This window comes from Leifsonia sp. 71-9, from assembly GCF_001898805.1.
GTDB lineage: Bacteria > Actinomycetota > Actinomycetes > Actinomycetales > Microbacteriaceae > Leifsonia.
In genome coordinates, this window is record NZ_MKVJ01000021.1 from 156,098 (window position 1) to 176,479 (window position 20,382).

General features: G+C 71.3%; 19 protein-coding genes. 12 read left to right on the plus strand and 7 right to left on the minus strand.

Annotated elements, in window-relative coordinates; translation table 11 throughout:
- Positions 1–55: 55 nt before the first annotated feature.
- The 5 genes from BGO91_RS17315 (at position 56) to BGO91_RS17335 (ending at position 3,581) form a co-directional block, all read left to right on the plus strand.
- Positions 56–1,057, plus strand: coding sequence for a DnaJ C-terminal domain-containing protein (locus tag BGO91_RS17315; RefSeq protein ID WP_290473979.1), 1,002 nt, complete (start codon positions 56–58; stop codon positions 1,055–1,057).
- A 2-nt stretch (positions 1,058–1,059) separates the two neighbouring features.
- Positions 1,060–1,473 (plus strand): helix-turn-helix transcriptional regulator, encoded by a 414-nt coding sequence (locus BGO91_RS17320; protein ID WP_021762560.1) that lies wholly within the window; start codon positions 1,060–1,062, stop codon positions 1,471–1,473.
- A gap of 139 nt (positions 1,474–1,612) precedes the next feature.
- Positions 1,613–2,506: a sigma-70 family RNA polymerase sigma factor gene (locus BGO91_RS17325; protein ID WP_290473980.1), complete on the plus strand. Its 894-nt coding sequence runs from the start codon at positions 1,613–1,615 to the stop codon at positions 2,504–2,506.
- Positions 2,507–2,529: 23 nt separating this feature from the next.
- Complete coding sequence (locus BGO91_RS17330) at positions 2,530–3,006, plus strand: carboxymuconolactone decarboxylase family protein (RefSeq protein WP_290473981.1); 477 nt, start codon at positions 2,530–2,532, stop codon at positions 3,004–3,006.
- Positions 3,007–3,167: 161 nt separating this feature from the next.
- The gene (locus tag BGO91_RS17335; RefSeq protein ID WP_290473982.1) at positions 3,168–3,581 is read left to right on the plus strand and encodes a hypothetical protein; all 414 of its coding nucleotides are present in this window, start codon (positions 3,168–3,170) and stop codon (positions 3,579–3,581) included.
- 75 nt (positions 3,582–3,656) lie between these two features.
- Here BGO91_RS17335 and BGO91_RS17340 read toward each other — a convergent pair whose 3' ends face one another.
- On the minus strand, positions 3,657–4,397 hold the full coding sequence (locus BGO91_RS17340) for a cysteine hydrolase family protein (protein WP_290473983.1): 741 nt from the start codon (positions 4,395–4,397) through the stop codon (positions 3,657–3,659).
- 159 nt (positions 4,398–4,556) lie between these two features.
- Here BGO91_RS17340 and BGO91_RS17345 point away from each other — a divergent pair, with 159 nt between their 5' ends.
- From BGO91_RS17345 to BGO91_RS17375, 7 genes are all read left to right on the plus strand, one after another.
- On the plus strand, positions 4,557–5,816 hold the full coding sequence (locus BGO91_RS17345; RefSeq protein WP_290473984.1) for a sugar ABC transporter substrate-binding protein: 1,260 nt from the start codon (positions 4,557–4,559) through the stop codon (positions 5,814–5,816).
- Between the two features lie 3 nt (positions 5,817–5,819).
- On the plus strand, positions 5,820–6,728 hold the full coding sequence (locus tag BGO91_RS17350; RefSeq protein WP_290473985.1) for a carbohydrate ABC transporter permease: 909 nt from the start codon (positions 5,820–5,822) through the stop codon (positions 6,726–6,728).
- On the plus strand, positions 6,721–7,548 hold the full coding sequence (locus tag BGO91_RS17355; protein ID WP_290473986.1) for a carbohydrate ABC transporter permease: 828 nt from the start codon (positions 6,721–6,723) through the stop codon (positions 7,546–7,548). The genes BGO91_RS17350 and BGO91_RS17355 overlap by 8 nt, the downstream gene beginning before the upstream one ends.
- A gap of 9 nt (positions 7,549–7,557) precedes the next feature.
- Positions 7,558–8,586 (plus strand): LacI family DNA-binding transcriptional regulator, encoded by a 1,029-nt coding sequence (locus tag BGO91_RS17360; RefSeq protein WP_290473987.1) that lies wholly within the window; start codon positions 7,558–7,560, stop codon positions 8,584–8,586.
- Between the two features lie 64 nt (positions 8,587–8,650).
- A complete protein-coding gene (locus tag BGO91_RS17365; RefSeq protein ID WP_290473988.1) occupies positions 8,651–9,847 on the plus strand; it encodes a Gfo/Idh/MocA family oxidoreductase in 1,197 nt (398 codons plus the stop codon).
- Between the two features lie 105 nt (positions 9,848–9,952).
- Positions 9,953–10,996: an L-threonine 3-dehydrogenase gene (gene tdh / locus BGO91_RS17370; RefSeq protein WP_290473989.1), complete on the plus strand. Its 1,044-nt coding sequence runs from the start codon at positions 9,953–9,955 to the stop codon at positions 10,994–10,996.
- Positions 10,996–12,186, plus strand: coding sequence for a glycine C-acetyltransferase (locus tag BGO91_RS17375; RefSeq protein ID WP_290473990.1), 1,191 nt, complete (start codon positions 10,996–10,998; stop codon positions 12,184–12,186). The genes tdh and BGO91_RS17375 overlap by 1 nt, the downstream gene beginning before the upstream one ends.
- A gap of 525 nt (positions 12,187–12,711) precedes the next feature.
- On the opposite strand, the gene BGO91_RS17380 is transcribed toward BGO91_RS17375, so the two are convergent.
- From BGO91_RS17380 to BGO91_RS17405, 6 genes are all read right to left on the minus strand, one after another.
- On the minus strand, positions 12,712–14,838 hold the full coding sequence (locus tag BGO91_RS17380) for an efflux RND transporter periplasmic adaptor subunit (protein WP_290473991.1): 2,127 nt from the start codon (positions 14,836–14,838) through the stop codon (positions 12,712–12,714).
- A complete protein-coding gene (locus BGO91_RS17385; RefSeq protein ID WP_290473992.1) occupies positions 14,835–15,785 on the minus strand; it encodes a DUF5666 domain-containing protein in 951 nt (316 codons plus the stop codon). Before BGO91_RS17385 ends, BGO91_RS17380 begins: the two co-directional genes overlap by 4 nt.
- Before the next feature lie 37 nt (positions 15,786–15,822).
- Positions 15,823–17,052 carry an ABC transporter permease gene (locus BGO91_RS17390; RefSeq protein WP_290473993.1) on the minus strand — a complete coding sequence of 410 codons (1,230 nt, stop codon included), beginning with the start codon at positions 17,050–17,052 and terminating at the stop codon, positions 15,823–15,825.
- Entirely contained in the window at positions 17,049–17,759 is a 711-nt protein-coding gene (locus BGO91_RS17395) for an ABC transporter ATP-binding protein (RefSeq protein WP_290473994.1), read from the minus strand. Before BGO91_RS17395 ends, BGO91_RS17390 begins: the two co-directional genes overlap by 4 nt.
- Positions 17,752–19,107: a biotin/lipoyl-binding protein gene (locus tag BGO91_RS17400; protein WP_290473995.1), complete on the minus strand. Its 1,356-nt coding sequence runs from the start codon at positions 19,105–19,107 to the stop codon at positions 17,752–17,754. Before BGO91_RS17400 ends, BGO91_RS17395 begins: the two co-directional genes overlap by 8 nt.
- 140 nt (positions 19,108–19,247) lie before the next feature.
- A partial coding sequence (locus BGO91_RS17405; protein WP_290473996.1) for an alpha/beta hydrolase-fold protein occupies positions 19,248–20,382 on the minus strand: 1,135 nt, incomplete at its 5' end.

Here is a 20,382-nt window from a genome sequence, read left to right on the forward strand (position 1 = left end):
CGTGCGGACATCATGCAGACTTCATCCACGACCATCACGATCGAAAGGAGGCGCCGTGGCTAGCCAGGACTGGTTCGACAAGGACTTCTACAAGGTCCTCGGCGTCTCCAAGGACGTCAGCGAAGCGGACCTCAAGAAGACCTACCGCAAGCTCGCGCGCAAGTACCACCCGGACTCCAACCCGGGCGACGCCGCAGCGGAGGCGAAGTTCAAGGAGGTCAGCGAGGCCTACTCGGTCCTCAGCGACGCCGACGAGCGCAAGGAGTACGACCAGATCCGCGCCATGGGAGGCGGAGCCCGCTTCACGGCTCCCGGCTCGGCCGGACAGGGCGGCTTCGACGACGTGTTCGGCGGCATGTTCGGGGGCGCCGGCGGCCAGCAGCGCGGCTACACGTTCCAGCAGGGCGGCGGCCAGAACGGCGGCTTCGACGACGTGTTCGGCGGCCTGTTCGGCAACGGGCGCTTCGGCAGCTCCTCCGGCGGCTACCGCGGATACGGCGGCCCGACCCGCGGCCGCGACGTGACCGCGCACACCACCATCGACTTCCTCACCGCCACGCGCGGCGAGACCATCAGCCTCCAGGCGGCCGACGGCAAGCCCTTCAAGGTGAAGATCCCCGCGGGCGTCTCCGACGGCCAGAAGATCAAGCTGCGCGGCAAGGGTCAGCCCAGCCCGGACGGCGGCGAGGCGGGCGACATCGTCCTCACCGTCACCGTGCGCAAGCACCCGGTCTTCGAGCGCGACGGCCTGAACCTGCGCGTGACCGTCCCGGTCACCTTCGCGGAGGCCGCCCTCGGCGCCACCATCGAGGTCCCGACCCTCGGCGGCGACCCGGTCAAGCTCCGCGTCGCGCCCGGCACCCCGAGCGGCCGCGTGCTGCGCGTGAAGGGCCGGGGCGTGGAGACGCCGAAGGGCACCGGCGATCTGCTCGCCGTCGTCCAGGTCGCCGTCCCGTCCCACCTCTCCGCCGAGGCCAAGGAGGCGCTGGAGGCGTTCGCCGCGAAGCTCCCCGACGAGAACCCCCGAGAGGACCTTCTCGCGAAGGCCAGAGGCTGACCATGGACGAGAACACCCCGGTCTTCGTCATCTCGATCGCGGCCGAGCTCGCCGGGATGCACCCGCAGACCCTCCGCCAGTACGACCGGCTGGGGCTCGTCAGCCCCAGCCGGACGGCCGGCAAGTCGCGCCGGTACTCCATGCGCGACGTGGAGAAGCTGCAGGAGATCGCGCGGCTCGGCGCCGAGGGCGTCAGCCTCGAGGGCATCCGCCGCATCATCGAGCTGGAGGACCAAGTGGGTTCGCTCAGCGCCCGCGTGCGCGAGCTGGAGTCGGCGCTCGCCGACGAGCTCCTCAACCGGCCCGGCCGCCGCGTCTTCGCCGCCGGCTCCGAGGGCGAGGTCGTCTCGCTGCGCGCCGGCACCCGCGTGCGCCGCAGCACGCAGCTGGTCGTCTGGCGCCCGCTGGAGCAGTAGCCTCCCTCCCACATTTGTGCCAAATGTCGGCTTTGGCGCGCTCTTTCGCCACATTTGGTCCAAATCTCGCAGGGGCTGTTACGTTTTCGCGCGCCGGATCGTCCCCCTCTCGTAGAGTGCGGACGAGAGGGGCGCCACGATGGACGAGAACGGGACGAGCGAGGCATTCGAAGCGCAGCGCACCCGGCTGACCGGGCTCGCGGCACGCGTGCTGGGATCCCGCGCGGACGCGGAGGACGCGGTGCAGGAGGCGTGGCTGCGCCTCTCCCGGCAGGATCCGGGAGCCATCGACAACGTCTCCGGCTGGTTGAGCACCGTCGTCGGCCGCGTCTGCCTCGACATGCTGCGCGCCCGGCGCGCCAAAGGCGAGACCCCGTGGGAGGAGCCGGGCCGCGAATGGCTGGTCACCGACGACGTCGACGACCCCGAAGACCGCGCGGTGCTCAGCGACACGATCGGCGTCGCCCTGCTGATGGTGCTGGAGTCGCTGACTCCCGACGAGCGGCTGGCGTTCATCCTCCACGACACCTTCGCGGTGCCGTTCGACGAGGTCGGCCGCATCCTCGGCAAGTCGACCGATGCGGCCAAGATGCTCGGCAGCCGAGCGCGGCGCAAGGTGCGGGGCGCGGAGCCGCCCACCGACCGCCGGCGGCAGCGGGAGGTCGTGGATGCGTTCCTCGCGGCCGCGCGCGAGGGCGACTTCGACGCGCTGCTGCGGGTGCTCGACCCCGACGTGGTGTGGCGCGTCCACACGCCGCGCGGGGTGACCGTGCGCCTCGGAGCGAACGAGCTCGCCCGTCACGCGGCGCTCGGCCGGCGGACCAAGACCGTAGCCCGCCGCGTCGACGTCGACGGCATGCCCGGCGTGATGGCGTGGCGGGAGGACGGCACGCCCCTGGCCGTCATGGCCTGCGTCGTCGTCGACGGCCGGATCGTGCAGGTCGACTCGCTGCTCCGGCCTGAGCGGCAGGCGACGATCACGGTGGAGCCGCCGGCTGTTACCTCTGGGGCGGCCGATCCGTCTACCAGGTGAGTCCGATTGAAAAGGAGATCACCATGGGACCCAGATTCGACATGTACGCCGCCGCGATCACGCCGAAGTTCGTCAAATACATCGTCTCGGCCAACCGCGTGATCCGCCAATCGACGCTGCCGCCGACGATCGAAGGGCTGGTCGACATCCGCGCCAGCCAGATCAACGGCTGCGGGGCCTGCCTCGACATGCACGTCAAGGAGGCCGTCCAGGCGGGGGAGACCCCGCTGCGGCTCAGCCTCATCGCCGCGTGGCGCGAGACGACCGTGTTCACCGACGCCGAGCGCGCCGCCCTGGAACTCACCGAGCAGGGCACGCGTCTGGCCGACGGCAACGGCGTCGACGACGAGGTGTGGGCGGCCGCCGCCTCCCACTTCGACACCGAGCAGCTCGCCGCGCTCGTCGCGCAGATCGCGCTCATCAACGCGTTCAACCGCATGAACGTGATGATCAAGATGCCGGGCGGCTCCTACGAGGTCGGGCAGCTCGACGAGGCGTAGGGCCGCACCCGGATCCGCGCCGCCTCCAACCGGTCGAAAGACCTCCCGGAGGCGGCGCGGCTCGTCGTCGGCCACGACGCCCTCGCCGACCAGGCACCTCCGGAGGCGGGGATAGAGTCGAGCCCTGACCACGCAGCATCTCGACCGGGGGGATCCAGATCATGTCCGAGCAGTCACCGTTCCAGCCGACGTTCCCGGCTCCGCCGCAGCAGCAGCCGCAGGTGACGTACGCGCCGCCGCCGTCCGCCCCGCCGCAGCGGCGCTCCTCCGTCCTCGGCTCCGTCGCGCTCGGCATCGCGGCGTTCGGACTGCTCGCCGGCCTCGTCGAGCAGATGCTGCAGCGGCAGCTCCTGCTGCAGACGCACTACTCCGGCGCGTCCTTCGCCCTGTTCTCCGGGATCTCCACCACCTTCGGCATCGTGCTCGATCTGGTGGTCGTCGCGCTCGCGATCGTGGCACTGGTCGGCCGGCGCGGCACGATCCCGGCCGCGATCGCCCTCGGAGTGAGCGGCTCCGGCCTCATCGCCGTCCTCGGGACCCTCGTCGTCAACGCGCTGATGTCGTTCTCGGGGTAAGCGCGCGCCGACATTTGTGCCAAATGTCGACTTTGAGCGGCGCTTTCACGACATTTGGCACGAATGTCGGGAGGGTCAGAGCGACGTCGACGCGCCCTGGCCGACGTACAACGTGTTGCGGAGTTCGTGCGACTCTTCGGCGGCGATGTCGCGGTCGATCCCGGCGCGCACGTCGCGCATGAGCTTGTGCAGCTCGGAGTGCTTGCCCGGCACCCGTGCGTGCCCGGTGCTGTCCCACAGGTTCGAGACGGGGAGGGTGTCGCCGGCTTCGACCGCGAGCGTCCACTCCTCCGTGGTGGCGACGGCGGCGAACTCGGAGTCCATGGTGACCAGCACGCTGATGTGCAGGGCGTCCGCCGAGATGGAGCCGGCCGCGTTGACGAGGTCGAGGGTGCCCGTGGCGTCGGAGAGGAACTCGACGGTGAAGCCGAGCGCGTGCGCATCCCGGGCGGTGCCGGCGCAGCAGTGCTGGGTCATGAAGCCGGCGATCGTCACGGTGTCGTAGCCGCCGGCGCGCAGCCACTCCTCGAGGTCGGTGCCGCGGAAGGCGGAGACGTCGGCCTTGGTGACGAGGTGGTCCGGCGTCCGGTCGGCGACCGACTCGTGCAGGGCGGCTCCGCGCGAACCGCGGGCGAACACGGGCGCCCCCTCGTCCTCGATGTGCTGCACGATCACGAGCGCGGCGCCGTGGTCGGCGGCCGCATCCATGGCGACCTCGATGTTCGGGATGGAGGTCATCAGGTCCGGGTGGCAGATCGGGAGGTTGCCGTCGACGTATTCGTTCTGCACGTCGATCACGATCAGTGCGCGCTTCATGAGGGGACTCTATCGCCGGACGGGCACTCGCGCACCCGGAGTGATCGAATTCTTGACGCGTTTAAGCCCGAGCATTATCGTCTTGTTAATCGATTCTGTTAATCGGTTAACAACACTGTAACGCCCGAGGTGGGTCCCGCTGTTCAAAGGAGAAGACGGATGCCTCGACACCACAACCGCTCACGCCTCGCCGCCCTGGTGGCGGCGGCCGCTCTCGCCGTGACCGGCCTGGCGGCCTGCTCGTCGGACGGAGGGGGCGGCGGCGACGTCACCCTCCAGTACGGCATCTGGGATCAGGTGCAGAAGCCCGCGATGCAGAAGATCGCGGACGCGTTCGAGAAGGAGAACCCGGGGATCTCGGTGAAGATCCAGGTCACGCCGTTCTCGCAGTACTGGACGAAGCTGCAGACGGCGGTCACCGGCGGCAGCGCGCCGGACGTGTTCTGGATGAACGGCCCGAACAGCAAGCTGTACGCGTCGAACGGGGTGCTCGCCCCGCTCGACGGCGTCGACACGGCGAAGTATTCGGAGGGGCTCACCGACATCTACACGTACGAGGGGAAGCTCTACGGCGCCCCGAAGGACTTCGACACGATCGGGGTCTGGTACGACAAGACGCTGTTCGACGCGGCCGGGGTCGCGTACCCGCAGGCGGGCTGGACCTGGGACGACTACCTGGCCACCGCGAAGGCGCTGACGAACCCGGAGGCCGGGGTCTGGGGGTCGGCCGCCGCGCTCAACGACCAGCAGAACTACTACAACACCATCCCGCAGGCGGGCGGGTACGTGATCGACGACGACGGGACGAAGACCGGCTACGGCGAGCCGGAGGCGCTCGAGGGCATCCGGTTCTGGGTCGACCAGATCACTGCCGGCGTCTCGCCCACGCAGCAGCAGATGACCGACACGCCCCCGGAGGACGCCTTCCTCTCCGGCAAGGTCGCCATGTACTGGTCCGGCTCGTGGAGCGCCAACAAGTTCGGGCAGGACGCCACGATCAAGGACCACGTGGGCGTCGCGCCGCTCCCGACCGGGCCGAAGGGCAACCAGTCCGTCGTGCACGGCCTGGCGAACGTCGCGAACGCGAAGTCCCCGCACCTGGACGCGGCGAAGAAGTTCGCCGTCTTCGCCTCGGGCAAGCAGGCCGCCGAGATCCAGGCGACGAGCGGCGCCGTCATCCCCGCCTACGAGGGGACGCAGCAGGCCTGGATCGACTCGTACCCGTCCTTCGACCTGAGCGTCTTCACCGACGCGCTCGACACGGCCGTCCCGTATCCCGCCTCCACCAACACGGCGGCGTGGGTGACCATCCAGGACCAGACCCTGTCGCAGGTGTGGGCGCTGAGCATCACTCCCGAGGAGGGGCTCGCGACGCTGGCCGAGAAGATGCAGGCGTCGCTGGACAAGGAAAAGAAGTAGCCGGTGACCGCGACGACCGCTCTCCGCCGCCGGCGGGGACCCTTCGCCTCGCCGTGGTGGGCGCTGCTCTTCATCGGGCCGACCGCGCTCGGGCTGCTCGTCTTCTACCTCTGGCCGACGGTCCGCACGTTCATCCTCTCGTTCACGCAATCGGGGCCGTTCGGCGGGTCGGCGTTCGCCGGGCTGGAGAACTACGCCCGGCTCGCGGAGGACCCGGCCCTCGGGCGGGCGCTGATCAACACCGCGATCTACATGCTGATCGCGCTGGTCGGCATCCCGCTGGCCGTGGCGATCGCCGCCCTGCTCAACACGACGGGGCTGAAGGGGAGAAGCGTCTACCGGATGCTCTACTTCCTGCCGGTGGTCACGATGCCGGCAGCGATCGCGCTGGTGTGGAAGATGCTCTACAACGGCGACTACGGCATCCTCAACCAGGCGCTCCACGTCGTCGGCATCCAGGGCGGCAGCTGGCTGACCAACCCAGCGACAGCCCTGTACGCGGTGGCGCTGGTCGGGATCTGGGCGGGGCTGGGCACGAACATCGTGATCTTCCTCGCCGGGCTCCAGGGCATCCCGGACACCCTGATGGAGGCGGCGTCGCTCGACGGCGCGGGGCCGATCCGCACGTTCTTCTCGATCACGGTGCCGCTGCTCAGCCCGAGCATCTTCTTCGTGAGCGTGATCAACGTGATCGGCTCGCTGCAGGTCTTCGACCTCGTGTACCTGATGATCGGGCGCACGAACCCGGCTTTGCCGGACACCCGCACGATCGTCTACCTCTTCTACCAGGCCGGGTTCATCGACAACGACCGCGGCTACGCGGCGGCGATCGCGTTCCTGCTGCTGATCATCATCCTGGGGCTGACCATCGTGCAGTTCCGCCTCCAGAAGAAGTGGGTGCACTATGAATGAGGTCAAGCGGCGTCAGCCCTGGCTGGTGCACGGCCTGCTCGTGCTCGGCGCGGTGGTCATGGTCTTCCCGTTCGTGTGGCAGCTGCTGACGGCGTTCAAGACGTTCACCGGTTCGGTGCAGGTGCCGCCGCAGTTGCTGCCCAGCCCGTGGGAGTTCGGCAACTTCGCGAAGGTCTTCGACTCGATGCCGTTCGTGCTGATGTTCGTCAACTCGGTCGTGCTCACGCTCGGGAGGACGCTCGGCCAGGTCGTGCTGTGCACGATGGCCGGGTACGGGTTCGCGCGCATCCCGTTCCGGGGCAGGAACGCGCTGTTCGTCCTGTTCCTCTCGGTGCTGATGGTGCCGTCGCAGCTGTACCTGCTGCCGCAGTACGAGATCATCCAGTCCCTGGGCTGGCTCAACTCGCTGCAGGGCCTCATCCTCCCCGGCCTGTTCAGCGCGTTCGGCACCTTCCTGATGCGACAGTTCTTCCTGTCGATGCCGGCGGAGCTGGAGGAGGCGGCCCGCATCGACGGGGCCAACGTCTGGCAGATCTTCTGGCGCATCATGCTCCCGCTCGCGAAGCCCGGCATCATCGCGCTGACCGTGTTCACCGTCCTGTGGTCGTGGAACGATCTGCTCTGGCCGCTGGTCGTCACGACCGACCCGAGCAAGATGCCGCTCTCGGTCGGGCTCTCCCAGCTCGTCGGCCTCCACGGCACCGATTACCCGGTGCTGATGGCGGGCGCCCTGCTCGCCGCCCTCCCGATGCTGCTCACGTTCCTCTTCCTGCAGAAGCAGTTCATCCAGGGGATAGCCTTCTCGGGATCGAAGGGATGAGTTCTCGGCATGGTGCAGGCGAAGCGGGAGCCCGGGCGGCCCACGATGAAGGCGGTCGCACAGGAGGCCGGGGTCTCGACGGCGACGGTCTCGTACGTGCTCTCCGGCCGCTCCGGCGGCGGTCCCGGGATCAGCGAGGCGACGGTCGAGCGGGTGCACGCGGCGGTCGAGCGGCTCGGCTACCGGCCGAACACCTCGGCGCGAGCCGTGCGCACGGGCCGCACCGGGCTGGTCCACCTCTCGCTGCACATGCTGAGCGACCCCTGGTCGCTGGCGGTCGCGGCGGCCGTCAACGAGGCGGCGAACGAGCACCGGCTCACGACGATGATCCTGGCCGACGGCGACTGGTTCGCGGCGTCGGAGGCGCAACGTGCGGATGTCGTCTACATCGACGGCCTCGGCGCCGAGCGGGCGGAGGCGGAGCGGAAGCTCGCCGCGCTGGTCGAGAGCGGGCAGCGGGTGGTGGTCTTCGACGAGTGGCTGGAGCCGAACGGCTTCGACGTGATCCGGTCGGACGCGCTCCCGGGCTGCCGGCTGGCGGTCGAGCACCTGCTCGAGCGGCACACGGAGATCGGCTGTCTCACCTCGCGGGCGTCGTACGACTCGGCGGCGGAGTCGCGCTACTCGGTCTACCGGGATGCGCTGCGGCGGCGAGGCCTGCCGATCCGCGCAGACCGGGTGGCGTTCTTCGAGGACACCCAGGCCAGCGCCTTCAGCGCCGCCGTGGAGCTGCTCTCGCGCGAGGACCGGCCCAGCGCGGTCTACGCGACGACCGACTTCGCGGCGATCGCCGTCGAGATCGCCGCGCACCGCCTGGGCCTGCGGGTGCCGGAGGATGTGGCCGTGATCGGTGTCGGCAACACCCCCGACACCGAGCTGGTCGAGCCGGCCCTCTCGTCGGTCGGGCCGGCGGACTTCTACCGGCGGCAGGCGCGGATCATCGTGGACCGCGCTCTCGAGAAGCCCGCCGAGCGCGGCGGCGGCGAACTGCACACCTTCGAGTGGGACCTGTTCGCGCGCGCGTCGACCGCCGGCTGAGGCCGCACCGCGCCCTCCCTTCTTTTCCTTCTTTGCTTTTCCCTTTGTCACGTGAGGAGTGTTCGTGGACGTCAGAATCGGTGTCGTCGGTTTCGGGTTGCGGGGTCACCTCGCTCGGGAGGCCCATCGGCCGGGAGCCGGATCGCGCGTGGTCGCGGTGTGCGATCTCAGCGAGCGGTCGCGGGCGGAGGCGGCGGAGGCCTTCCCCGACGCGCTCGTCACCGGCAGTCTGAGCGAGCTGCTCGACGCGGGGGTCGACGCGGTCATGGTCCTCACCCCGGACGACCGCCACGCGGAGGTCGCCGTCCCGGCCCTCGAGGCCGGGGTCGCGGTGTTCTGCGAGAAGCCGCTCGCGATCTCGATCGAGGACTGCGACCGCATCCTGGAGGCGGCGTACCGCACGGGCTCGCGGCTCTACGTCGGCCACAACATGCGGCACATGCCGGTGATCACCCTGATGCGGCGGCTGATCGACGAGGGCCGGATCGGGGAGGTCAAGGCCGTCTGGTGCCGCCACTTCGTCGGCAACGGCGGTGACTACTACTTCAAGGACTGGCACGCCGACCGCTCGAAGTCGGTGGGGCTGCTGCTGCAGAAGGGCGCTCACGACATCGACGTCATCCACTGGCTCGGCGGGGGATACTCGCGCCGGGTGCAGGCGATCGGCTCGCTGAGCGTCTACGGCGGCATCCAGGACCGGCGCGACCGGTCGGGCGAGCGCATGCACGACTGGTTCAGCCTCGACAACTGGCCGCCCACCGCGGCGGAGGGGCTCAACCCCGTCGTCGACGTGGAGGACATCTCGCAGGTCAACCTCGTCCTGGAGGGCGGCGCGCTCGCCTCCTACCAGCAGTGCCATTTCACGCCCGACTACTGGCGCAACTACACCGTGATCGGCACGGAGGGGCGGCTGGAGAACTTCGGGGACGAGCCGGGCGCCGAGGTGCGGCTGTGGAACCGGCGGCACGAGGGAGCCGCGCCGGGCGACGAGACGTTCATCGTCCCGGAGGCGGAGGGCGGCCACGGCGGCGCGGACCGCCTGCTGATCGACGAGTTCGTCACGTTCGTGCGCGAGGGAGGCGCGACCGTCACCTCCCCGGTCGCCGCCCGCAACGCGGTCGCCGCGGGAGTGGTGGCGACGGCCTCCCTCCGGGGCGACGGCGGCCTGCTGGCGGTGCCCGAGTTGCGCCCGGAACTGCGCGCGTACTTCGACGGCGGGCAGGTGCGGGAGGACGGAGCCGGGCATGAGCGCGTGGTCTAGGCTGTCAGCGGCGAATCGCTCGTCCCTCCACGCTCACGAGGCCGGGGACGGGTGTTCGACTCCGCTTGACGCGCCCCACGAAGGACGTCGACGAGGAAGGTGGCTATGAAAGCCCTGTTCAAGAGCGAGGCCGGACCGGGTCTCGAGTTCCGCGACCTCCCCGAGCCCGAGGCCGGGCCGGAGGACGTCAAGATCCGCGTCCTGCGCACCGGGATCTGCGGCACCGATCTGCACATCCAGCGCTGGGACGACTGGGCCGCCTCCGCGGTGGCCGCCCCGCTCGTGCCGGGCCACGAGTTCTTCGGCGAGGTCGTCGAGGTCGGGCCGCTCGTCCGCGACGTCGCGGTCGGCGATCTGGTGTCGGGCGAGGGGCACATCGTCTGCGGCACGTGCCGCAACTGCCGTGCCGGCCGCCGTCAGATGTGCATCCGCACGCAGGGCGTCGGGGTGCAGCGGGACGGCGCGTTCGCCGAGTTCCTCGTGCTGCCGGCGACGAACGTCTGGGTGCACCACAGCGCGATCGAGCCCGAGGTCGGCGCGCTGTTCGACCCGCTCGGCAACGCCGTGCACACCGCGCTCGCCTTCCCGGTCGTCGGCGAGGACGTGCTCGTCACCGGCTGCGGACCCATCGGCCTGATGGCGATCGCCGTCGCTCGGCACGTGGGCGCCCGCTTCATCGTCGGCACCGACGTGAGCGCGCAGCGGCTCGCCCTGGCGCAGGGGATGGGCGCCGACTACACCGTGGACGTCTCCCGCTCCGGCATCCGCGAGGCCCAGACGGCGCTCGGGATGCGCGAGGGCTTCGACGTCGGCTTCGAGATGAGCGGAGCGCCGACCGCGCTGCCGCAGATGATCGAGAACATGAACCACGGCGGCCGCATCGCGATGCTCGGCCTCCCGTCGCAGCAGATCGCGGTCGACTGGGGCATCGTCGTCACCCACATGCTCACCCTGAAGGGCATCTACGGGCGCGAGATGTTCGAGACCTGGAACGCCATGGGCGCGATGCTGCAGACCTCGACCACCCTGCACGACGCGATCGCCTCGATCGTCTCGGACCGGTTCCCCGCCCGGGACTGGGAGAAGGGGTTCGCCGCGGCCGCCTCGGCCGGCGGCGGCAAAGTCATCCTCGACTGGACGGAGCTCTGATGTACGGCGCATTCCGCGACCACCTCGCCGCGCAGCTGGACGAGATCGAGGCGGCAGGCCTCACCAAGCGCGAGCGCAGCATCCACGGTCCGCAGTCGGCGCAGATCACCGCCGACGGCGCCGAGGTGCTCAACTTCTGCGCCAACAACTACCTGGGCCTCGCCGACCATCCTGCGCTGCGGGATGCGGCCAAGACCGCCCTGGACGACTGGGGCTACGGGATGGCCAGCGTGCGCTTCATCTGCGGCACGCAGGAGCAGCATCTGGAGCTGGAACGGCGGGTGTCGCGGTTCCTCGGCACCGAGGCGACCATCCTCTACTCGTCGTGCTTCGACGCCAACGGCGGGGTCTTCGAGACGCTGTTCGGCCCGGAGGACGCGATCGTCTCCGACGCGCTCAACCACGCCTCGATCATCGACGGCATCCGGCTCTCGAAGGCGCAGCGGTTCCGCTACCGCAACCGCGACCTGGACGACCTGCGCACGCAGCTCGAGGCCGCGCGGGAGGCGGGCGCCCGGTTCACGGTCATCGTCACCGACGGCGTCTTCTCGATGGACGGGTACATCGCCCCGCTGCGCGAGATCTGCGATCTGGCCGACGAGTTCGGCGCGCTCGTCTTCGTCGACGACTCCCACGCGGTCGGCTTCGTCGGCGAGCACGGCCGCGGCACGCCGGAGTTCTGCGGCGTCGCCGACCGCATCGACATCTACACCGGCACCTTCGGCAAGGCGCTCGGCGGAGCCTCCGGAGGCTACGTCTCCTCCCGGCAGGAGATCGTCGACCTGCTGCGCCAGCGCTCCCGCCCCTACCTGTTCTCGAACACGCTGGCCCCCTCGATTGTCGCCGGGACGCTGGCGGCGCTCGACCTGCTGGAGAGCTCGGACGACCTCCGGGCACAGCTCGTCGGCAACGCACGGCTCTTCCGCGAGCTGATGACCGAGGCGGGCTTCGACCTCCTGCCGGGCGAGCACCCCATCGTCCCGGTCATGTTCCACGACGCGGCGCTCACCGGCCGCATCGCCGACGAGATGCAGAAGCGCGGCGTGTACGTCACCGCGTTCTCGTTCCCGGTGGTACCGCGCGGCGAGGCCCGCATCCGCGTGCAGCTGTCGGCGGCGCACACCGAGGACGAGATCCGGCGCTGCGTGGCCGCGTTCGCGGCGGCACGGGAGGCTGTCGCGGGGGTCTGACGGGGCGGGGGCGTTGCGCGTCCGGCGGGTCGCGCCCGTCCGGCGCGTTCGGCGAGGTGCGGCGCGCGTTCGTCCGGCGCGTCTACTCTCACTCGGGACGTTTGCGGCCGCTCGCGCGGCTGCAGTCGTCCCGTGGCGCAGCAGTCGCGACCGCGACCGCGGGCACCGCCGCCCAACGCCGCTGGCCGCGCCGGGGCGACTGCGCCCTCCAGGAACGATCGCTATCGGGCGAGCGACCGCGGTCGTCCCGTGGCGCAGCAGTCGCGACCGCAGTCGTCCCGTCGCGTAGCAGTCGCGACTGCGGCCGCTGCCGTCCCGCACCGCCACCCCGCACCTCCGGCCGTCGGCTGGGCGACTGCGCCCTCCCGGGACGTTTGCTATCGGGCGCGCGACCGCATTCGTCCCGTGGCGTAGCAGTCGCGACCGCACACGTCCCGCGGCGCGGCACCCGCGACCGCAGACATCCCGCGGACGCGCGAAGGGCGGACGCGAGCCCTCCTCGCGTCCGCCCGTGTTCGCTCCCGGTCAGCCGCGGCTGGGGGCGCCTCCGGTGAAGCCGGCCGGTGGGCCGCCCTGTCCGCCCGGGCCGCCGGAGGTGCTCGACTGGCCGCCCAAGCCGCTGAGCCCTCCGGAGGTGGTGGACGAGTTCGAGCTGTCGCCCGTCGTCGTCGAGGTGAGGTCCGCCAGGATCACCACGGAGCCGGTGCTCAGGCCCTTCGTGATCTCGGTGCGGTCGGTGCCCTTCGCTCCGACGGTCACCGTGGTGGCGACGGATGCGCCGTCCTTCAGCACGTCGACGGTGTATTTCGTGCCGTCGCGGTGCAGGGCGGAAGTCGGCACCGTGAGCACGTCGGCCGTCCTCGCGATGGTGACGACCGCACTGGCGCTCGCGCCGTTGAGGAGGTCGGCCTTCGTGTCCGTGATGGCGGTGGTGACCGCGTAGCTCGGGGTCGAGGAGTCGGTGGCCGTGTCGACGATGCCGATCGAGCTGACCGTTCCCGCGAGCGCCTTCGTGGAGCCGGCGACGGTGACCGCGACGCTCTGCCCGACCTTCAGGGTCGCGACCGTGCTGAGGCCGACGGACGAGTCCACGACGAAGCCGTCGGTGCCGATCACCGAGATGACCGCCGTCGTGGAACCCGCCGAGACGGAGTCGCCGGTGGCGAGGGAGACGGCCGCGACGGTGCCCGAGACGGGACTCGTCAGGGTGGCGAGGGCGACCTTGCTCTGGGCGAGAGCGAGGGCGGCCTTCGCCGCGTCGATGGCGGCGTTGTCGGCCACGATGGTGGCGGCGGAGGCGACCTGGGTGGTGCCGGAGCCGGCCGTGCCGCTCGTGCCGCCGGTGCTGGAGGCGGAACCCGAGGTGCTGCCGCCGGTCGATCCGCCCGTGGTGCCGGTGCCGGTCGTGCCGGAGCCGGTCGCGCCGGAGCCGGTGGAACCGGTGCCCGTGGAGCCCGAACCGGTGGACCCGGATCCTCCGCTCGAGGAGCCGGACCCGGAGCCGGTGCCCGACCCGCCGGTCGAACCTGTGCCGGTGGAGGAACTCGCGAGCACCTTCTGCAGCGCGGCGACGGCGTCGTCGAGCTTCGTGGCCAGCGGGGTCACCGCGTTCTGCGCGTCGGTGGTCGTCTGCTGGCTCGCGAGGGCGCTGGTGATCGCGGTCTGGCAGGAGGCGAGAGCATCCTTGGCCGCCTGGAGCTTCGCGGCGGCGTCGGAGGTCGTGGTGCCGCTGCCGTCGGTCGTGCCGGACGTGCCGGTGCCGGAGGCGTCGGTGCCGTTGGTGCTGCTGCCGTCGGTCGTGCTGCCCGACGTGTCCGCGCCCGAGCTGTCGGTGTCGCCGGTCGTGGAACCCGAGCCGTCCGTGCCGGTGCCCGTGCCGGTGCCGTCGGCCGCATCGTCGAGCGCGGCCTGCAGGAACGGCTGGCAGGTGGTCGAGCTGGTCGCGACGAGTGTGTTGGTGTCGGCGAGCGCGGTGGAGGCCGCGGTGAGCTGGGCGAGCAGCTTCGTCTGCGCGTCGGTGACCGCGGCGATGGCGGCCGTGGTCTCGGCGGAGACGCCGGACGAGGACCCGCTGCCGGAGGCGCTGCCGCTGCCGGAGCCGCTGCCTGAACCGGAGCTCGTGCTCGGCACGGCGGCGGTGGACCCGGTGGACGCGGAGGAGGTCCCGGACGCGCCCGACGCAGCGGCGGATCCCGACGCACCCGATCCAGCCGCCGACGATCCGGACGACCCCGACGCGCTGCTGCTCGTCCCCGACTGCGAGGCGAGGTCGGTCGCGAGGGTCTCCTCGGCCTCCGTCACCGATTGCTGGGCCGCGGTGACGGCCGCTTCCAGTTCGGTCGTGTCGAGCGTCGCCAGGGTCTGCCCTGCCGTGACCGTGTCGCCGATCGCGACGGGGACGCCGCTGACCGTGCCGGCGACTTGGAAGGCGAGGTCGCGCCGCGTGGCCGAGGCGACGGTGCCGGTGAGGGTGGTCGTCTGGGTGACGGACGCCTTCGCAGCGGTCGCGGTGCGGTAGTCCGCACCGCCGCTGCCGACGGCCGCCCAGGCGACGCCGCCGCCGACCGCGCAGAGCGCGAGGGTCGCGACCGAGGCGATCACGATGGTGCGGCGCCGCCGTCGCGCGGCCGGGCGCTTCGTCGCGGGGCTCATGCGCCGTCGCCGCTCGTGCCGGAGCCGCTCGCGCCGTTGCCGCTCGTGCCGGAGCCGCTCTCGGAGCCGCTCGCCGAGCCGCCCTGCCCGGGACCGCCCTGGCCGCCGCCGGGGCCGGCCTGGGTGCAGCCGTCGGCGCCCTTGTCCGAGACGACGAGCGCGGTCGCGGCGTAGCCTCCCGAGGAGTCGGCCTTGCCGCTGGCCATGACGCAGCGTCCCGCCGTGAGGTCGGCGGCGGTGGCCGCCTGCGTCGTCGTGTAGGTGGTGCTGTCGTCGACCGTGACGGTCTTCGTGGAGGTCGTGCCGTCCTGGGTTGTCTCGGTGACGGTGATGGTCGAGCCGTCGACCGCGGTGACGAGGCCGGAGGTCATGCCCCCGAATCCGCCGCCCGAGCCGCTGCCGGAGCCGCCGGGGGCGCCGGTCGGGGCGTCCGTCGGGCGTTGGCCCGAGCCCCCTTCGGCGGAGCCGCTGGGAGCGCCCGTCGGCGGGGTGCCGCCTCCCATGCCGCCGAACCCGCCTGCCGTGCACGCGCCGTCGACGGCGGCGCTGATGGTGACGCTCGTCGCGGCCGCCGAGGCCGAGGACGACGTGGAGGTCGACGACCCCGTGCCGCCGGTGCCGCCCGTGCCACCCGTTCCGCCCGTGAACGCGCTGATGCACGATCCGCTCGTCACGTCGCTGAGGGCGGCGGTGACGCGCTGCGTGATGGTGGTGGCGTCGGTGTAGGTCACGGCGGTCTGCTCGCTCGTCGACTGCACCTGGAGCGTGGTGCCGTCGACGGCGGCGATCTCGCCGGTGACGCCGCCTCCGCCGCGCTGGCCCTGCTGCTGCGGGGCCGCGGTGCTGGAGGCGCTGCTCGCCGTGGCGGCGGCGCAGCCGGTGAGGGCGAGGGCGCCGAAGCCGAGGATGGCGATCACTGCGGCGGCTCGGCGGGTGGATGTCTTCATCGTGGTTCTCCTTGCGGGGTCAGGGGGAGGGCGGCGCTCACTCGGAGCGGAGCGCGTCGATCGGGGCGAGGCGCGCGGCGCGCGCGGCCGGGTAGACGCCGAACACCAGGCCGATGGCGAGGGAGACGGCGATGGAGAGGACGAGCGCGACGGGCGAGATGACGACCGAGCTGCCGATCAGGACGGGCAGCACGAGCGCCGCGGCCACGCCCAGCACCGAGCCGAGCACGCCGCCGGTCAGGCCGAGGATCGCGGCCTCCACCAGGAACTGCGTGCGGATCGCCGCGGGCGGCGCGCCGATCGCCTTGCGCAACCCGATCTCGCGGGTGCGCTCGGTGACCGAGACGAGCATGATGTTCATCACCCCGATCCCGCCCACCAGCAGGGAGAGCGCCGCGATGCCGGTGAGCAGCACGGTCAGGGTCTGGTAGACGGAGGTCGCGGTGCTGACCAGGGCGTCCTGGCTGCTGATCGTGAAGTCGGCGTCGTCGGAATTGCTGATGGCATGCGCGTTCAGCAGCACCGATTGCGCCTCCTGATAGGCGGCGCTGAGCCGGTCGGCGTCGGCGGCCTGGATGTAGATCGTCGAGACGCTGGCGGTGTTCGTGCCGATCACGTCGTCGGCGGCCGTCGTCATCGGTACGATCGCGACGTCGTCGAGATTGCTCGACGTGTCGGAGCCGGCCGATGCGAGCACGCCAATGACGCTGTAGGTGGTGCTGCCGATGGCGACCGACTGGCCGACGACGTTCTCGGAGCCGAAGAGCTCCTGCGCCGTCTCGGACCCGAGCACGACCACCCGCGCGCCCGACGACTGCTGCGCCGCCGTGAAGAACGACCCGCGCGCGACCGTTCGGGAGCGCACCTCCAGCCACGAGTTCGTCACGCCGGTGACCGTGGTCGTCCAGTTCGTGTCGCCGTAGACGAGGGAGGTCTGGGTCGACTTCTCGGCCGCGACGCCCGCGATGTCCGGGGCGTTCACCTTCGAGGAGAGCGCGTCCGCGTCCGAGAGGGTCAGCGTGGTGCCCGAGCCGAAGCCGCCGCGCACCCCGCTCGAGTCGGTGCTGCTGCCCGGCGAGACGATCAGCAGGTTGCTGCCGAGCGCGCTGATCTGCGCGCTCACGTCCTTCTGGGTGCCGAGGCCGAGGCCGACGGTGAGGATGACGGCGGCGATCCCGATCAGGATCCCCAGCACCGTCAGCACCGAGCGCAGCGTGTGCGCGCGGATGGCCGACCAGCTGGTGTGGAGGGTCTCGTTCCAGTTCATGCCGCATTCACCTCGTCGCGGAGGATCTGCCCGTCGCGCACCCGCACGATGCGGCGCGCGCGCTCGGCGACCTCCAGCTCGTGGGTGATCAGCACGATGGTGCGGCCGGCCTCGTGGAGCTCGTCGAAGAGCGCGAGCACGTCCTCCGTCGAGACGGAGTCGAGGTTTCCCGTCGGCTCGTCCGCCAGGATCAGCGTCGGCTCGCCGACCAGGGCGCGGGCGACGGCGACGCGCTGCTGCTGGCCGCCCGAGAGCTCGCCGGGCCGGTTCTGCAGCCGGTCGCCGAGGCCGACGCGCTCGAGGGAGGCCCGGGAGCGCTCGCGGCGCTCCTCCACCGGGACCCCGGCGTAGACAAGGGGCAGCTCGACGTTCTTCTGCGCCGAGAGGGAGGGGAGGAGGTTGAACTGTTGGAACACGAAGCCGATGCGCTGATTGCGGATGGACGCGAGCTCGGTCTCGTCCAGATCCTCCACATCCTGGCCGCCGAGGCGGTAGGCGCCCTCGGAGAGCACGTCGAGGCAGCCGAGCACGTTCATGATCGTGGACTTGCCGGAGCCGGAGGGCCCCATCACGGCGACGTACTCGCCCTCGTGGATGAGCAGGTCGATGCCGCGCAGCGCCTCGAACTCGATGCTGCCGCTGCGGTACATCTTGCGGGCGCCCGTGAGCTCGATGACGGGTGCGACGGCGGGGGACGGCTCAGCCATTGCGGGTGCCCCCGTTCCCGGTCTGGCCGCCCTGGCCGCCGCCCGGGAACTGGCCGCCCTCGCCGCCGCCCGTGAAGCCTTCGCCGCCGCCGGGGAACTGGCCCTGCTGGCCGGTCTGCCCGCTCTGGCCGCTGCCTCCCGAGCCGGACCCGCTCCCGGATCCCGCGCCGGGCGTGAAGACCGTGACGAGCACGGAGTCCCCCTCGCTCAAGCCTTTGGTGATCTCGGTGACGGTCCCGGAGGTCTCGCCGACGGTGACCGCGGTCGTGACGTCCTTGCCGTCGACGACCTTCGTCACCGTGGATTTGCCGTTCGCCGTCGTGATCGCGGCGCTCGGGACGGTGAGCACGTCGGTGCGGCGCTCGTAGACGATCGCGGCCGTCACGCTCACCCCGTCGTAGAGGTTCTCGGGCGAGCCGGTCACCGCGACGACGACCGGGTACGCGGCGCTCCCGGACGTGGTCGACGGGAGCTGGCCGATGGACTTCACCGTGCCGAAGAACGAGTCGTTGTCGGTCGTCGAGAGCTCGACCTGGTCGTTCGCGGCGATCGACGTCAGGTCGGACGCGCTGACGGTGAGGTCGACCTCCCACGAGCCGGTGCCGACGATGGTGAACTGCGCGGTGGAGGTCGAGCTGGAGCCGCTGGAGCCGGTCCCGCTGCCGGACGTGCCGGTCGCGCCGGTCGCGCCCGAGCCGCCCGAGGCGCCGCTGGAGCCGCTGGATGCGCTCGATCCCGAACCGGTCGAACCGCTCGCCGTGCTCGAGCTGCCGGAGGTGCCCGTGACCGCATCCCCGACCGCGACGTTCACCGCGGTGACCAGCCCGGCCACCGGGGCCACGAGCGTGGTGCCGTCGAGCGCGGTCTGCGCGGTGTCGACGGACGACTGTGCGGAGGTGACCTGCGCCTGCGCCGCGGCGACCGCCGCCACGTCGGCCGCGCTGCCGGTCGAGGAGTCCTGCGCGTCGGAGAGCTTCGCCTGGGCCGAGGCGAGATCCGCCTTGGCCTGGAGCAGGGTCGCGTTGGCGGAGGCGGTGTCGACCGTCGCGAGCACCTCGCCGGCCGTGACGGTCGCCCCGGCGGCGACGTTCACCGCGGTGACGGTGCCGGAGGGCAGGAAGTCCACGTCCTCCGACACGGTCGGGGCCAGGGTGCCGGTCGCGCTGACCGTCTTCTGGAGGGTCTGGGTGCTCGCCTGCACGGTCCGCGTGGTCGGCTGCGAGGCGCTGGCCTGGGCCGGGAGGGCGAAGCCGAACCAGTAGACGGCCCCACCCCCGACGACCGCGACCACGACGGCCGCCGTGATGATCCAGGTGCGCGGTCTGATCCGCGCGAGAGTCCGCTTCATTCGGGTGTTCCTTCCATGCGCCCGCCCGTCGGGGCAGATGCCGAGCGTAGGAAGGAGGTTTATGCGGGCTCGGTCAGCGGCCTATGCGCTTCCTGAGCATCCCTTCAGGAGATCCGGCGCGAAAGCGGCAAGGAGGCGGACTATTCGACCGCTCGGCGGCCGCGGGTGCGGAAGAACACCAGCAGTTGTGCGCTGAGGAAGACGGCGAGCGCCCCGAGGTCCACGATCGCGATCGTGCCGGCCACGGCCGTCACCTGCGTCACGCCGCACGAGCGGTTCGGCTGGTCGGGCTGGCAGAGGAACCGGTCGCCGTCGGTGATCGCGCCGGAGGCCAGCCAGATCGGGATGAGCTGGTTGTACGCGGTCGCGAGCCCCTTCGGGAGGGTCGGCCCGGAGTGGCCTTCGCCGGGCACCGCCCAGTAGGTCACCGTCCAGCCGGCCTTCTCGGCGGCGGTCGCGGTCGCCTCCACCTGCGGGCGGAAGTGCTCGTCCTCCGCGCCGGCGACGAAGATCCCGCGCATGGGCTGGTCGTACGTGGTCGAGGCGAGGATCTTCTCCGGCCAGTACTTCTCGTACTCCGCCTCGTCGTTGCCGTAGTACTTCGCCCGGGTGCGGTCGGAGCGGTACTCGCCGGGCTTGTCCGGCCCGGAGATGTCGATGACGTTCGCCCACAGGTCCGGGTGCGTCGCGCCGAGGTAGGCGGCGCACTCGCCGCCGTGCGAGAAGCCGGCGATCACCCAGTCGGCGCGGTCGTGCGAGACCGGCAGCTGGGCCTTCACCCAGTTCGGCACGTCCTCCGCGAGGAACGTCTCGAGCTGTCCGGCCGAGGTGTTGCTGCAGGGCGGGTTCTTGTCGTTGGCGCCGAGCTGGTCGACCACGAGCACGAACGGCGCGTCGTCGAGGCGCTCGGTGCCGAGGGAGTGGAGGGCGTCGAGGGTCGCGCCGAGGGTCGGATTGCCGGGCTGGCCCATCATCATGATGACCACCGGGCGGGTGGTGGAGGGGTCGCGGATCCACCCGGACGGCACGAAGAGGTTCGCGTCGCGGGAGGAGAAGCCGGAGGCCGTCGGCGGGATGTGCACCGCCATCTGATAGCCCTCGGCGAGCGTCGCCACCGTCGCCGGGATGTGCCGCCCGGCGACCGTCGCGGAGGCGAACGCGGGTGCGGCGGCCAGCGCCGAGATCCCCGCGGTCAGCAGTCCGGCCAGGACGGCCAGCACGATGGCGATCGCGCGCAGGCGGGTCGTCTGGATCGCGTCGCCGAGGGCGAGCGGG